General features: G+C 73.4%; 1 protein-coding gene. It reads left to right on the forward strand.

Annotated features, from left to right (window positions below):
• The coding region (locus tag GH736_RS23410; RefSeq protein ID WP_159607450.1) for an ABC transporter transmembrane domain-containing protein at positions 1-1021 on the forward strand (1021 nt) is incomplete at both ends.

Raw genomic sequence — 1021 nt, forward strand, 5'->3', positions numbered from 1 at the left:
GTTGGGACGTCGTGGGCTCGGCCGGCGCGATGCGGGTGAAGGCCGAGCTGCGCGGCGACCTCCTCCGCGCGCTCGAGACGCGGCCGGGCGGCCTTCCGGCGTTCCCCACGTCGCGCATCGCCACGCTCCTGGGGCCGGGCCTGGAGGCGCTCGACGAGTACTTCGGCCGCTACCTGCCGCAGCTCGTGCTCACCGTGGTCGCGACCTCCGCCTGCGTCATCGCCGTGTGGATCGCCGACCCGCTCACGGGCCTCGTGCTCGTCGTCGTGCTGCCCCTCATCCCGGTCTTCATGGCCCTCATCGGCATGGCGACCGGTGCAGTGCAGCGGCGGCAGTGGGAGAGCCTCGCCTCGCTGTCGCGCGGGTTCCTCGAGGTGGTCGGCGGCCTCTCGACGCTCATCCTGTTCGGGCGTGCCGACCGCCAGGTCGAGCGGATCCGGGCGGTCACCGACGAGTATCGCCGGCGCACGATGAAGGTGCTGCGGATCACCTTCCTGTCGGGGTTCACCCTCGAGTTCGCGGCGAGCCTCTCGGTCGCGGTCGTCGCGGTGTCGATCGGACTGCGCCTCGTCGCCGGCGACCTGACCCTGGCACCCGGCCTCTTCGTGCTCGTGCTCGCGCCCGAGGTCTTCCTCCCGCTGCGCAACGTGGGCGCGGCCTTCCACGCGTCGTCGGCGGGCGTGACCGCGTCGGGCGACGCGTTCGACCTGCTGGCGGCCGCCGAGCAACCGGCGGACGAGCCCGCACCCGGTCGCGGTGATGCGTGGGACGCCGCATCCGTCTCGGTCGACGACCTCGGGCTGGTCATCGACGACCTCCGAGTGACTCGCGGAGACCGCGTCGTGCTCGACGGATTCCACCTCACTGCACGACCCGGCGAGGTCGTGGCGATCACGGGCGAGAGCGGCACCGGCAAGTCGAGCCTCCTCGCCGCCCTCCTCGGGTTCGCCCACGCCGACGGGCGCGCCCGGCTCGACGGGCGCCCGGTGGACGGGGACCGATCGAGGATCGCCTGGGCGGG

The organism is Agromyces humi, assembly GCF_009720255.1.
Classification (GTDB): domain Bacteria; phylum Actinomycetota; class Actinomycetes; order Actinomycetales; family Microbacteriaceae; genus Agromyces; species Agromyces humi.